14 protein-coding genes and 1 tRNA gene are annotated in these 12,162 nt (G+C 71.1%); 12 read left to right on the top strand and 3 right to left on the bottom strand.

All coding sequences use genetic code 11. The features are described 5' to 3' along the window. Window positions 1-7: 7 nt before the first annotated feature. From galU to ACIBW9_RS23485, 7 genes are all read left to right on the top strand, one after another. Window positions 8-910, top strand: a complete 903-nt coding sequence (galU, locus tag ACIBW9_RS23515; protein ID WP_389087733.1) for a UTP--glucose-1-phosphate uridylyltransferase GalU — start codon at window positions 8-10, stop codon at window positions 908-910. Between the two features lie 5 nt (window positions 911-915). Next, a complete protein-coding gene (gene glp, locus ACIBW9_RS23510) occupies window positions 916-2,235 on the top strand; it encodes a gephyrin-like molybdotransferase Glp (RefSeq protein WP_398958000.1) in 1,320 nt (439 codons plus the stop codon). An 86-nt stretch (window positions 2,236-2,321) separates the two neighbouring features. Continuing rightward, a complete protein-coding gene (gene moaC, locus ACIBW9_RS23505) occupies window positions 2,322-2,801 on the top strand; it encodes a cyclic pyranopterin monophosphate synthase MoaC (RefSeq protein ID WP_398957997.1) in 480 nt (159 codons plus the stop codon). After that, on the top strand, window positions 2,798-3,304 hold the full coding sequence (locus ACIBW9_RS23500; RefSeq protein ID WP_398957995.1) for a molybdenum cofactor biosynthesis protein B: 507 nt from the start codon (window positions 2,798-2,800) through the stop codon (window positions 3,302-3,304). Before moaC ends, ACIBW9_RS23500 begins: the two co-directional genes overlap by 4 nt. Window positions 3,305-3,324: 20 nt before the next feature. Continuing rightward, window positions 3,325-3,927, top strand: a complete 603-nt coding sequence (locus ACIBW9_RS23495) for a GNAT family N-acetyltransferase (RefSeq protein WP_398957993.1) — start codon at window positions 3,325-3,327, stop codon at window positions 3,925-3,927. A 183-nt stretch (window positions 3,928-4,110) separates the two neighbouring features. Further along, window positions 4,111-5,286 (top strand): gephyrin-like molybdotransferase receptor GlpR, encoded by a 1,176-nt coding sequence (gene glpR / locus ACIBW9_RS23490; RefSeq protein ID WP_398957990.1) that lies wholly within the window; start codon window positions 4,111-4,113, stop codon window positions 5,284-5,286. Between the two features lie 89 nt (window positions 5,287-5,375). Next, window positions 5,376-5,449, top strand: a tRNA-Ala gene (locus ACIBW9_RS23485). Window positions 5,450-5,580: 131 nt separating this feature from the next. Here the strand turns inward: ACIBW9_RS23485 and ACIBW9_RS23480 are convergent. Continuing rightward, entirely contained in the window at window positions 5,581-6,057 is a 477-nt protein-coding gene (locus tag ACIBW9_RS23480) for a GNAT family N-acetyltransferase (RefSeq protein ID WP_398957988.1), read from the bottom strand. Between the two features lie 75 nt (window positions 6,058-6,132). Between ACIBW9_RS23480 and ACIBW9_RS23475 the strand changes: the two genes are divergently transcribed. Continuing rightward, the gene (locus ACIBW9_RS23475) at window positions 6,133-6,957 is read left to right on the top strand and encodes an exodeoxyribonuclease III (protein WP_398957986.1); all 825 of its coding nucleotides are present in this window, start codon (window positions 6,133-6,135) and stop codon (window positions 6,955-6,957) included. A gap of 12 nt (window positions 6,958-6,969) precedes the next feature. Here ACIBW9_RS23475 and ACIBW9_RS23470 read toward each other — a convergent pair whose 3' ends face one another. Together ACIBW9_RS23470 and ACIBW9_RS23465 are read right to left on the bottom strand one after the other, a co-directional pair. Continuing rightward, entirely contained in the window at window positions 6,970-7,605 is a 636-nt protein-coding gene (locus ACIBW9_RS23470) for a DUF6518 family protein (protein WP_398957984.1), read from the bottom strand. A gap of 76 nt (window positions 7,606-7,681) precedes the next feature. After that, on the bottom strand, window positions 7,682-8,323 hold the full coding sequence (locus tag ACIBW9_RS23465; protein ID WP_398957982.1) for a MerR family transcriptional regulator: 642 nt from the start codon (window positions 8,321-8,323) through the stop codon (window positions 7,682-7,684). 128 nt (window positions 8,324-8,451) lie between these two features. Here ACIBW9_RS23465 and ACIBW9_RS23460 point away from each other — a divergent pair, with 128 nt between their 5' ends. From ACIBW9_RS23460 to ACIBW9_RS23445, 4 genes are all read left to right on the top strand, one after another. Then, the gene (locus ACIBW9_RS23460; RefSeq protein WP_398957980.1) at window positions 8,452-9,951 is read left to right on the top strand and encodes a flavin-containing monooxygenase; all 1,500 of its coding nucleotides are present in this window, start codon (window positions 8,452-8,454) and stop codon (window positions 9,949-9,951) included. Continuing rightward, on the top strand, window positions 9,948-10,865 hold the full coding sequence (locus ACIBW9_RS23455; RefSeq protein WP_398957978.1) for an alpha/beta fold hydrolase: 918 nt from the start codon (window positions 9,948-9,950) through the stop codon (window positions 10,863-10,865). Before ACIBW9_RS23460 ends, ACIBW9_RS23455 begins: the two co-directional genes overlap by 4 nt. After that, a complete protein-coding gene (locus ACIBW9_RS23450; RefSeq protein WP_398957976.1) occupies window positions 10,862-11,746 on the top strand; it encodes an SDR family oxidoreductase in 885 nt (294 codons plus the stop codon). The genes ACIBW9_RS23455 and ACIBW9_RS23450 overlap by 4 nt, the downstream gene beginning before the upstream one ends. A gap of 87 nt (window positions 11,747-11,833) precedes the next feature. Continuing rightward, window positions 11,834-12,070 (top strand): hypothetical protein, encoded by a 237-nt coding sequence (locus ACIBW9_RS23445; protein WP_398957974.1) that lies wholly within the window; start codon window positions 11,834-11,836, stop codon window positions 12,068-12,070. Window positions 12,071-12,162: the final 92 nt, after the last annotated feature.

Raw genomic sequence — 12,162 nt, 5'->3', positions numbered from 1 at the left:
TGCCGCCATGACCCAGTCGCACCCCAGGATCAGCAAGGCTGTCATCCCTGCAGCGGGCCTCGGCACCCGGTTCCTGCCGGCCACCAAGGCCACTCCCAAGGAGATGCTGCCGGTCGTCGACAAGCCGGCGATCCAATACGTGGTCGAAGAGGCCGTGTCGGCGGGCCTCGACGACGTCCTCATGATCACGGGCCGCAACAAGCGCCCCCTCGAGGACCACTTCGACCGCAACTACGAGCTCGAGTCCGCCCTCCAGAAGAAGGGTGACGCGGGCCGACTCGCCAAGGTCCAGGCGTCCAGCGACCTCGCGACCATGCACTACGTGCGGCAGGGCGACCCGAGGGGCCTCGGCCACGCGGTTCTGTGCGCCGCCCCGCACGTCGGCCGCGAGCCCTTCGCCGTCCTCCTCGGCGACGACCTGATCGACCCGCGTGACCCGCTCCTCGCGCGCATGGTGGAGGTCCAGGAGCAGCGCGGCGGCAGCGTCATCGCGCTCATGGAGGTCGCCCCCGAGCAGATCCACCTCTACGGCTGCGCGGCCGTCGACCCCACCGAGGACGCCGACGTGGTCAAGGTCCACGACCTGGTCGAGAAGCCCGCCGCCGCCGACGCCCCGTCCAACTACGCGATCATCGGCCGCTACGTCCTCGACCCGCACATCTTCGACATACTGCGCAAGACCGAGCCCGGCCGCGGCGGCGAGATCCAGCTCACCGACGCCCTCCAACAGCTCTCGCAGGACGAAAAGGTCGGCGGCCCGGTGCACGGCGTCGTCTTCAAGGGCCGCCGCTATGACACCGGCGACCGCGGCGACTACCTGCGTGCCATTGTCAGACTCGCATGCGAACGTGAAGACCTGGGCCCGGACTTCCGGGCCTGGCTTCGCAGTTACGTAGCCGAGGAGATGTAGCAACGTTGAGCGCCGCGCCCCGCACCACCGGCCAGGACCACCTCTGGTCGGTGGACGAACACCTGGAGGACATCCTCACGACCGTCCGCCCCCTGGAACCCATCGAGCTGCAACTCCTCGACGCCCAGGGCTGTGTCCTGGTCGAGGACGTCACGGTGCCCGTCTCCCTGCCGCCGTTCGACAACAGCTCCATGGACGGGTACGCGGTGCGGGTCTCGGATGTCGCGGGCGCGAGCGCGGAGTTCCCCGCCGTCCTGGCCGTCGTCGGGGACGTCGCGGCCGGTCAGGCCGACCTGCTCCATGTGGGTCCCGGCCAGGCCGCCCGCATCATGACCGGCGCTCCGCTGCCGCCCGGCGCGGAGACCGTCGTCCCCGTCGAGTGGACCGACGGCGGCCTCGGCGAGGGCCCGGCGACCGGTATGCGCGCCCGGTCCCTGGCCCCCGAGGGCGCCGAGGGACATGTGCACGTGTACCGCCCGGCCGAGGCACGCGCGCACGTTCGCGCGAAGGGCAGCGACGTGAAGTCCGGCGACCGCGCCCTGGAGGCCGGGACGGTCCTCGGACCGCCGCAGATCGCCCTGCTCGCCGCGATCGGCCGCGGCACGGTACGGGTGCGCCCCCGCCCGCGCGTGGTCGTCATGTCCACCGGCAGCGAACTCGTCCAGCCCGGCGAGAAACTGGGCAGCGGCCAGATCTACGACTCCAACAGCTTCGCCCTCACCGCCGCCGCCCGCGACGCCGGCGCCATCGCCTACCGGGTGGGCGCCGTCGCCGACGACGCGGAGACCCTCCGCTCCACCATCGAGGACCAGCTCGTCCGCGCCGACCTCCTGGTCACCACGGGGGGCGTGAGCGTCGGGGCGTACGACGTGGTCAAGGAGGCCCTGTCGTACGTCGGTGACGAGGACGAGCCGGGCAGCGGCATCGAGTTCCGCAAGCTGGCCATGCAGCCGGGCAAGCCCCAGGGCTTCGGCTCCATCGGCCCCGACCACACCCCGCTGCTGGCCCTGCCCGGCAACCCGGTGTCGTCGTACGTCTCCTTCGAGCTCTTCGTCCGCCCCGCCATCCGCACCCTCATGGGACTCGAGGACGTGCACCGGCCGCGCACCCGCGCGACCCTCACCGCCCGCAAGGCGCTGACCTCACCGAAGGGCCGCAGACAGTTCCTGCGCGGGACGTACGCCGACGGCTCCGTGACCCCGGTCGGCGGCGCCGGATCCCACCTGGTCGCGGCCCTCGCGCACGCCGACGCACTGATCGTCGTCCCCGAGGACGTGGAGTCCGTCGAGCCCGGCTCCGAGGTGGAGGTCGTCCTGATCGGCTGAGTGCTCCCGGCCCGCGATACCGTGTCGCGCACAACAGACCCACGCGCCGCACCGCGAGGGGCCCGGACGGGAGCGCCACACAGCCAATGAGTACGGACGATCGACTGACCCACATCGACGACGCGGGCGCCGCCCGCATGGTCGACGTGTCCGGCAAGGACGTGACCGCGCGCACCGCGCGCGCCAGCGGACGCGTCCTCGTCTCGCCCCGCGTGGTCGAGCTGCTGCGCGGCGAGGGGGTCCCCAAGGGCGACGCCCTCGCCACCGCGCGCATCGCGGGCATCATGGGCGCCAAGCGCACCCCGGACCTGATCCCCCTCTGTCACCCGCTCGCGGTGTCCGGTGTGAAACTGGACCTGTCGGTCGCGGACGACGCCGTCGAGATCCTGGCCACCGTCAAGACCACGGACCGCACGGGCGTCGAGATGGAGGCCCTCACCGCCGTCTCCGTCGCCGCACTCACCGTGATCGACATGGTCAAGGCGGTCGACAAGGGAGCGGTCATCACGGACGTACGGGTGGAGGAGAAGACGGGCGGCAAGTCGGGCGACTGGAGCCGGACATGACGTATCGCGCTCTGGTCGTCACCGCCTCGAACAGGGCGGCCGCCGGGATCTACGAGGACAAGGGCGGCCCGCTGGTCGCCGACGGCCTGAAGGGCTTCGGCTTCGCCGTCGACGGACCGCAGGTCGTGCCCGACGGGGACCCGGTGCAGGCCGCCCTGCGCGCCGCCGTCGACGCCGGCTACGACGTGGTCGTGACCACCGGCGGCACCGGCCTTTCGCCCACCGACCGCACGCCCGAGGCGACGCGTGCCGTGATCGACCACGAGGTGCCGGGCATCGCCGAGGCCATCAGGGCGTTCGGCCGGGACAAGGTGCCCGCCGCCGCGCTCTCCCGGGGCCTGGCCGGAGTGGCGGGAAGCACACTGATCGTCAATCTGCCGGGCTCCACCGGCGGGGTGAAGGACGGCCTCGCCGTCCTGGAACCCGTCCTGGTCCACGCCGTCGACCAGATCCGCGGCGGCGACCACCCCAGACCCGGCTCCACCAGTGGGGGTGCGAGCTGAACAGCCCATCCTGGCCCGTCGTGCTGACGGACGGCGACATCGTCCTGAGGCCGATAAAGCTGCGCGACCAGCGAGTCTGGCGCGAGGTCAACCGGCGCAACCGGGACTGGCTGCGCCCCTGGGAGGCGACCATTCCGCCGCCCACCCCGAGCGGGCCGATCGCGCACCGGCCGACCTACCGCCAGATGGTCCGGCACCTGAGGTCCGAAGCGCACTCCGGCCGGATGCTGCCGTTCGTCATCGAGTACCAGGGGCGTCTGGTCGGGCAGTTGACGGTCGCCGGAATCACCTGGGGCTCCATGTGCTCGGGCCACATCGGCTACTGGGTGGACGAGTCGGTGGCCGGACGCGGAGTGATGCCGACCGCCGTGGCGCTTGTCGTGGACCACTGTTTCCGCACCGTCGGACTGCACCGCATCGAGGTCTGCATTCGCCCGGAGAACGGGCCGAGCCGCCGCGTCGTGGAGAAACTCGGATTCCGTGAGGAGGGCCTCAGACCGCGTTATCTCCACATCGACGGGGCCTGGCGCGACCACCTCGTCTTCGCACTCACCGCGGAAGAGGTCCCCGACGGGTTGCTGAGCCGCTGGCAGCGGGCACGTACTCGGGGGAATCCCGCATAACCCGGAATTGAATACGTGTTCGAAATTGATCGAGCGGCGACCACCTCAAGGCGCTAAATTCACGCCCTCGGTGGGGTGCTGATCGCATCGGTCACAAAAAAAGTTCGAAATATCAGCCAGATCGTGCGACACACCGGCTCAATTGGCAGATGGCCTCACGCAAACCCCTCTACCGTGTGAGGCGTGAGCAGCAGCGGCCTCATCTACGCAGTCATTGTCGGGGCCTGGGCCGCCTACTTGGTGCCGATGTGGCTCCGTAGGCAGGACGAGCTGAACGAGGCCCGTCCGACGGAACGCTTCAGCACCGCCATCCGGCTGCTGTCCGGACGGGCGGGAATGGAGCGCCGGTACGCCAAGGACCTGCAGGCGCGCTCCACCGAAGCGGGGGAGTCCAGCGCCGGTCGTCCGGACGTCGTCACCGACTCGGTGGACGTCCGGGCCTTCGCCGTGCCTCCGACCCGTCCCCAGGCGCGTGCGGACGTACCGGCACAGGCACAGGCGCCGGCGCGCGCGCAACCGGCGCGGGAACAGACGGAAGCCCCGGCCCCGGCCCCGGCCCCCGCGCGCAAACGGGTGCCCGCGGCCCGGCGCTCCCCCTCGGAGGAAGCGGCCCTGGCACGCGCCCGGCGCATGAAGGCGCTCGCGCGACGTCGGCGGACCACCGTGATGCTCTTCATCGCGTTCACGCTCGGCGCGATCGTCGCCGCGGTCGGAGGGCTCGCGTTCCTCTGGGCGCCCGGCGTGCCCGCCGTGCTGCTCAGCGCGTACATCGCATACCTGCGCTCCCAGGAGCGCCGCCGGTTCGCCTACCAGATGGACCGGCGCCGCGCCGAGGACGCCGCCGAGCGGCTCCGCGAGCGTGCCCGCCAGCCGCGCCGCCGCGCGGCCGCCACCGAAGCGGAGACCGACGAGTCGGACGAGGGACCGGCGCAGGACACCGACCCCGGACTGTCCGCGCTCGCCGCCGACCGGCGTGCCCTCGTCGAGCAGACCGACCACGCCGAGTGGGTCGACCAGCAGCGCGAGCGGCAGCGGCGCCCCGGGCACGGGGACAGCTGGGACCCGGTGCCGGTGCCGTTGCCGACGTATGTGACCGCGCCGGTCGCTCCCCGGGCCACCGCGGACGTCGACCTCGGGGCGCCGGACACCTGGAGCTCGGCACGCTCGGGCTCCGTGGCCCGCGGCCAGGAGACGCAGGCCGCCACCGCGGAACCGGCCCCCGCGGAGGACAAGGCGGACGACGACGGGCGCAGTGACGCCCGCCGGGCGGCCTCCGCGCGGCGGGCCCGGGAGCGGGGGCGTACGCCGCTGTTCGACCAGTACGAGGAGGGCGAGCGGCCCCGCGCCGCCAACGAGTAGCCCCCCGACCTGTGCTGCTGCCCCGGCGGCAGGCAAGGAACGGATTTCCAAGCACACGGATCGGGGTGCTAGAGTTTCACTCGTTGCAAGGGCCTGTGGCGCAGTCCGGTAGCGCACCTCGTTCGCATCGAGGGGGCCAGGGGTTCAAATCCCCTCAGGTCCACCGCAACAACTGGTCAGGGAAACCTGAGGCAGTTGATGAGATCCCGTCCGATCGGAAGATCGGGCGGGATCTTTGTTGTGTCTGGCGGATGTGTCCGGCTGTTGTGCCTGACGTTCTGTCAGGCAGGCCGGTCACAGCTCCTTCGCGAAGCAGCGGCTGCTCTCGTAGTGCCGGTAGTAGCCGAACTTCTCGCACGGCTCGTACCCGCTGGACGTGTACAGGGCGATGGCCTCCGGCTGCTTGGTGCCCGTCTCCAGGACCATCCGCAGGCGGCCGGCCGCGCGGGCGTCCTCCTCCAGGGCGGCCAGGATGCGCCGGGCGAGCCCGCGGCCGCGCGCCGCCTCCACCACGTACATCCGCTTGACCTCGGCGTCCCCGTCGAGGTTGCCCTCGCCGTTGGTGTCCTGGGCGCGCCAGCCGCCCGTGGCCACCGGCGCGTCGTTCTCGTCGTAGGCGATGAAATACACGCCGTTCGGCGGCTCGAAGTCCGCCGGGTCCAGCGATGTGGCGTCCCCGCCGTCGCCGTAGCGCACGTGGTACTCCGCCTGGACCTCGTCGTTCAGCTTGACGGCGTCCGGGTGGTCGAAGGAGACACGACGTATAATCATGTGGAGAATCGTACACCTATGCGTATATATCCATGCACGTACACCCGTGCATGGAGAGGGTCCGGTCTGGATCCAGTGTGCCGGTATCGTTCCCGGGTGCTCACTGTGACCTCCGTCAATGTCAATGGACTGCGCGCCGCCGCGAAGAAGGGCTTCGTGGAATGGCTCGCCGGCACCTCCGCCGATGTGCTCTGCCTGCAGGAGGTGCGCGCCGAGCCGCAGCAGCTGCCGGAGCATGTGCGCACACCCGACGGCTGGCATGTCGTGCATGCGCCGGCCGCCGCCAAGGGCCGTGCCGGCGTCTCCCTCTACACCCGCCGCGAGCCCGACCGCATCCAGGTCGGCTTCGGCGCCGCCGAGTTCGAGACCAGCGGCCGCTATGTCGAGGTCGACCTGCCGGGTGTCACGGTCGCCTCCCTCTACCTCCCCTCCGGTGAGGTCGGCACCGAGCGCCAGGACGAGAAGATCCGCTTCATGGGCGAGTTCCTCGCCTATCTGAAGGCGCTGCGGGAGCGGGCCGCCGCCGGCGGGCGCGAAGTGGTCGTCTGCGGCGACTGGAACATCGCCCACCAGCCGGCCGACCTCAAGAACTGGCGCGGGAACCAGAAGAACTCCGGGTTCCTCCCGGAGGAGCGGGCGTGGCTCACCCGGGTCTTCGACCCCGAGGACGGCGGCTACGTCGATGTCGTGCGCGCCCTGCATCCGGAGGCGGAGGGGCCGTACACCTGGTGGTCGTACCGGGGGCGGGCCTTCGACAACGATTCGGGCTGGCGGATCGACCTCGCCGTCGCGACCCCCGGGCTGGCCGCCCGGACCGTCAAGGCGGTCGTGGAGCGGGCGGCCACGCATGCGGAGCGGTGGTCGGACCATGCTCCGGTGACGGTGACCTTCGAGAGGTGAGGCCCGGCGGCCTCACGTCGACAGGTGCTGCAACGGCAGTTCGACGACGGCGTAGGCGATCGCCGACAGGGGCAGTGCCACGAGCAGGGTCAGCGCCCGCTCCTTGCGCCCGCGCGCCATCAGCAGCGGGATCGCGACCAGGAGTGCCGCACAGGTCCAGGCCTGCGGGGCGTAGTGGAGAACCCATGCGTACTGGAGGGCCTCCATTCCGAAGACGCCCGCCAGTGCGGCCAGTGCGAGGACCCGGCGAGGTGTGGTCTCCCCGCGCCGCCACCACGCCCCCGCGGCACCGAACAGCGGGCCGCTGATGAGCGCCATCGCCAGCCACACCAGCGGCCAGAACGGGCTGCCCATGCCGCCGCGGCCGAGTTCGGCGTACCCGTAGTAGCCGATGACCAGGCCGACCGTCGTGCACAGGCCGGCGAGCACCGACCTGCGCGGTGCCAGGTGCCCGCCGGCCACCAGGGCGCCGGCGGCGAACGCCGGGACGCACCACACCGCGCCGGAGTTGGCGATCTGGTTCGCGGCGCCGGGGAGCCCGCCCTGGGCGAGGTTGGTGAGAATGCCGAGGCCGACTCCCGCCAGTGGCGCGGACATCCACCACCGGTCCGGCCCGAGGATCGGGCGGAGGGCTGTGCTGAGCGTCATGGGCGCGACTATACATGTCGTCTATACGCGAGATGTATAGATGGCCTCGCAGGTCGACGGGAGATCCCCGTGGGGTCTATCCCCGCTTGCGCAGCCGCCGGTCCAGCGCCAGTGAGAGTTCCGCCTCCACCACGCTCCGGGCCAGGGGGCGCAGGCGTTGCAGCTCGTCCTCGCCGACGTGACGCAGGACCAGTTCGGCGAACATCTCCGCCAGGTCGTCCACGTGTTCCCGGACCTGTTTGCCCGCTGCCAGGACCTCCGCGAGCGGTATGCCCTCGCTGACCAGGGCGGAGGAGACGTCCAGGAGGCGGCGGCTGATGTGGACGATCTCGTCGCCGTCGGTGCCGAGGTAGCCGAGGTCGAGGGCGGCGGCGAGGTTCTCGGGCGTGACCTGTCCCTCGAAGCGGGCGGCGAGCTCCTCGGGGGTGAGGCGGACCGGTTCCTCCTCGGTCGGCTCGATGCCCAGGAGGTCGGCGACGTCCCGGCCGTGGTCGAGAGCCTCCGCCAGTTCCGCGATGCCGGTGAGGGTGTGGCCGCGTTCCAGCAGCGCCGCGATCGTGTGCAGCCGGGCCAGGTGGTGGTCGTCGTACCAGGCGATACGGCCCTCGCGGCGGGGCGGCGGTATCAGTTTGCGTTCTCGGTAGAAGCGCAGGGTGCGTACGGTGATACCGGCCAGGCGGGCCAGTTCCTCCATGCGGTACTCGCGCTTCTCGGTCACGGACGCAGCCTATGTTGTACCGCGGGTAACTTTCCTTTCCGCTGACCCCTACCCATCGGTACGGAGCTGCTCTACGCTCCCATTGCGCCAGTGTTCACTGGCAGGGTCGCGTGAGGGAGGGCGTCGGCATGGCTGAGCGGGAGCATGTGCGGGTGGCGGTGATCGGGTCCGGGTTCGGCGGGCTCGGGGCCGCCGTGCGGCTGCGGCGCGAGGGCGTCACCGACTTCGTCGTCCTCGAACGGGCCGGCAGCGTGGGTGGCACCTGGCGCGACAACAGTTACCCGGGGTGCGCCTGCGACGTTCCCTCCCACCTCTACTCCTTCTCCTTCGCACCCCATCCCGACTGGCCGCGCACCTTCTCCGGACAGGAGCACATCCGGGCCTACCTGGAGCACGTCACGGACGTCTTCCAGCTGCGGCCCCACATCCGCTTCGACTCCGAAGTGAAGATGATGACCTGGGACGGCGAGAAGCTGCGGTGGGAGATCGAGACCAGCAGCGGATCGCTGTCCGCGGATGTCGTCGTCTCCGCGACCGGGCCGCTGTCCGACCCGAAGGTGCCCGATGTGCCGGGGCTCGACTCCTTCCCCGGCAAGGTCTTCCACTCCGCCCGCTGGGACCACGACTACGACCTGCGCGGCAAGCGCGTCGCCATGGTGGGGACGGGCGCCTCCGCCATCCAGATCGTGCCCGCCATCCAGCCCGAGGTCGGCCGGCTCACCCTCTTCCAGCGCACCCCGCCCTGGGTCATGCCGCGCGTCGACCGCGCCATCAGCGGCGCCGAGCGGGCCCTGCACCGCGCGCTGCCCTTCACCGCTCAGGCCCGCCGCGGACTGCTGTGGGGGATCCGGGAGCTGCAGGTCCAGGCGTTCACCAAGCATCCCAATGAGCTGGGGTTCGTGGAGCAGTTGGCCAAGCGGAACATGATGCGGGCCGTCAAGGACCCGGCCCTGCGCGCCAAGCTCACCCCCGACTACCGCATCGGCTGCAAGCGGATCCTGCTGAGCAGCACCTACTACCCGGCGCTCACCCGGCCCAATGTGGACGTCGTGGCCAGCGGGCTGAGCGAGATCCGCGGGTCCACCGTCGTCGCCGCCGACGGGACCGAGGCCGAGGTCGACGCGATCATCTTCGGTACGGGGTTCCATGTCACCGACATGCCGATCGCCGAGCGGGTGGTCGGGGCGGAGGGCAAGACCCTCGCCGAGGTCTGGAAGGGCGGGATGGAGTCGCTTCGGGGCGCCTCGGCCGCCGGGTTCCCCAACTGGATGACGATCATCGGGCCCAACACCGGCCTCGGGAACTCGTCGATGATCCTGATGATCGAGTCCCAGCTCAACTACATGGCTGACTTCCTGCGGCAGTTGGACGTGCTCGGCGGCCGCGCCGCCCTCGATGCCCGGCCGAGCGCCGTCGCCGCCTGGAACCACCGGGTGCAGGAGCGCATGAAGCGCACGGTGTGGAACACCGGCGGCTGCACCAGCTGGTACCTCGACCCGAGCGGCCGCAACACCACCATCTGGCCCGGTACGACGACCGAGTTCCGGCGGGCCACGCGACAGGTGGACCTCGCCGAGTACGAACTGCTCCGGGTGCCCGCCGGGCAGAAGGCGGAGGTGGAGGCGTGAGCCGGCTGATGCACGTCGAGTCCGGGCCGTACGCCCCGCCCACCCCCGACCGCGAACTCGTCGCCGTCTCCGCCGACGGCGCCCGGCTGCACGTGGAGGTGCACGGGCCCGAGAACGCGCCCGCCGTCGTCCTCGCCCACGGCTGGACCTGCTCCACCGCGTTCTGGGCCGCACAGATACGGGACCTCGCCGTCGACCACCGCGTCATCGCCTACGACCAGCGCGGCCACGGACGCAGCCCGGCGAGCCCGGCGTGCAGCCCGGACGCCCTCGCCGACGACCTCGAAGCCGTACTGGAGGCAACCCTCGCGCCGGGCGAGAAGGCCGTGATCGCCGGGCACTCCATGGGCGGTATGACGGTGATGGCGGCGGCCACGAGGAAGAGCTTCCGCGAGCATGCGGCGGCCGTACTGCTGTGCAGCACCGGCTCCTCGCGGCTGGTGGCCGAGTCGACCGTCGTACCCCTCGGGCCCGGACGGCTGCGGACCTGGCTCACCCAGCACATCCTCGGGGCGCGGGCGCCGCTCGGGCCGGTCACGCCCCTCGCGCGGCGGATCCTGAAGTACGGGACGATGGGGCCGGCTTCGGCGCCGCACATGGTGGAGGCGTGCGCGCGGATCGTGCACGGGTGTCCGCGCACGGTGCGTCACGCCTGGTCGCAGGTGCTCGCCGTGCTCGATCTCGACCACGGCGTACGGGAGTTGAAGGTGCCGACGGCCGTCGTCGTCGGCACGGCGGACCGGCTCACCCCGCCCGTGCAGGCGCGGGCGCTGGTGGCCGCGCTGCCGAACTGCGTGGGCAGCACCGAGCTGCCGGGCGTGGGCCACATGAGCCCGGTGGAGGCGCCGGAGCTGGTCAGCAGCCGTATCCGGGAGCTTGTGACGACGTACGCAACGATCAAGGAGGGCGCATGAGCAAGGTCAGCCTCGAAGGACAGGTCGCCGTCGTCACGGGCGCCGCGCGCGGTGTCGGCGAGCTGCTCGCCCGGAAGTTGTCGGCCCGGGGTGCCAAGGTGGCGCTGGTCGGCCTTGAGCCGGACGCCCTCAAGCAGGTCTGTGAGCGGCTGCACGGCGACAGCGACCACTGGTACGCAGATGTGACGGACCATCAGGCGATGACGCGGGTCGCGGGGGAGGTCAAGGAGCGGTTCGGGAAGGTCGACATCGTCGTGGCGAACGCCGGTGTCGCCACCGGCGGTCCCTTCGTGGACTCCGATCCAGAGGCCTGGCGGCGGGTGATCGAGGTGAACCTCATCGGGTCCGCGGTGACTGCCCGTGCCTTCCTGCCGGTTCTGATGGAGAGCCGCGGCTATCTGCTGCAGATCGCCTCCCTCGCGGCGATCACCCCGGCGCCGATGATGACCGCGTACTGCGCCTCCAAGTCCGGTGTGGAGGCGTACGCGCACAGTCTGCGGGCCGAGGTCGGCTACAAGGGCGTACGGGTCGGGGTGGGGTATCTGTCGTGGACCGACACCGACATGGTGCGGGGCGCCGACCAGGACGAGGTGATGCGGGAGCTGCGGCAGCGGCTGCCGTGGCCGTCCAGCAAGACATATCCGCTGGGTCCTGCCGTCGACCGGATCGTCGCCGGGATCGAGCGCCGGTCGAGCCATGTGTACGGGCAGTGGTGGCTGCGCGGGATGCAGGGCGTGCGGGGGTATCTGCCGGGCCTCATCGGGACGGTGGGGCAGCGGGAGATGCGGCGGTTCGGGTCGCGCTTGGAGGGCATGCGTTCGGGGCTCGTCGGCGCAGGTGGGGCGGCCGACGAGGAAGCCCGCGCTACGCACCGTAGTTGATCGAAATGCGCTCCGTGGTGGGCCGTGTGAATCTGGTCGAGGCCCGGTCAAGGGCCTTCCCCCCACCCACTACGGGAGTGAACCCACATGGGTATGAAGGACAAGTTCCAGGACCAGTCGCAGCAGTGGCAGGAGCAGGCCAAGCAGAAGGCCCAGCAGGCCCGTGAGCAGGGTCAGCAGCGTGGCCGACCGGGCCAGGAGCAGGGTCAGCAGCGCGGCCAGCAGCCGCAGCGCGGCAAGCCGGGTGAGCGCATGCGGGACGAGGAGACGGAGCGGTTGCAGCGCGAGGAGCAGGACCGGTTCGACCAGGACTATGACGTTTAGTCGTCTGGCCTGAGCCGCAATGAATGGGGTGCCCTGTGGTTTTGGGGCGCCCCATTCCTGTGCCCCTGTGCGCCCCGCGGCGGAGCCGCAAA

The sequence above is a fragment of the Streptomyces sp. NPDC049541 genome, from assembly GCF_044465725.1.
Taxonomy (GTDB): domain Bacteria; phylum Actinomycetota; class Actinomycetes; order Streptomycetales; family Streptomycetaceae; genus Streptomyces.
This window is presented reverse-complemented; position numbering and strand designations above follow the sequence as displayed.